The 584-nt window shown below is 35.4% G+C and carries 1 protein-coding gene and 1 pseudogene; one reads left to right on the top strand and one right to left on the bottom strand.

Features of this window, described 5'->3' with window-relative positions; genetic code table 11:
* Positions 1-183: hypothetical protein (locus tag ABU914_RS15475; protein ID WP_379670577.1), on the top strand; the 183-nt coding region annotated here is incomplete at its 5' end.
* Positions 184-374: 191 nt separating this feature from the next.
* Here the strand turns inward: ABU914_RS15475 and ABU914_RS15470 are convergent.
* A pseudogene (locus tag ABU914_RS15470) lies at positions 375-584 on the bottom strand (group II intron reverse transcriptase/maturase); the annotation flags it as partial.

The following is a 584-nucleotide window of genomic DNA, read 5'->3' as shown; positions in this document are numbered from 1 at the left end:
GCATCAGTTTTCCATGGTGCTACTGAGTTTAAGAAAAATAATCCGAATCTCATTTTGTTACTCATGTTTTCAACTCCTAACCAAATTACATTTTTCTTATTCCACTTAATTTTATTGCAAGAAACATGCCAAGAAATTAATTTAACATCATTTGTTGAAGCGATTGTTGCACATTTAGCATAGTTATCAATGACAAAAAGTAACTTAGCAGTCTACCATGGTAATATAATCTATTAAATTTAACTCTAGCTTTTTTAAAAACGTATCATTAATAAAACATTGTGTTTCACAATTAAGAAAATCGAGTAGAGGAAGGTGATTAACCTTCCCCTCTCACACCACCGTACGTACGGTTCTCGTATACGGCGGTTTCATTAAGTCCAACGCATTGTTTGATATCTGTTCAAAAGACTTTTCAGACCTAGTCCTCGCCAGTATTTGTTATCAAGAGCTCTGTGCAGGATAGGACTGTTAGCAATTCGCCAGTAAGCCTTGCGGCTATTTGCCCATTCCCACGCTTTTTCTCTGTCTACACCTAATTTGACGAGATTTGTCTGTTTCGTTTTTATCTTCTTCCATTCTTT

This window comes from Pueribacillus sp. YX66 (assembly GCF_041725775.1).
Lineage (GTDB): Bacteria > Bacillota > Bacilli > Bacillales > UBA6769 > Pueribacillus.
The sequence above is the reverse complement of the archived record's forward strand: the minus strand, read 5'-3'. Positions and strand labels throughout refer to the sequence as shown.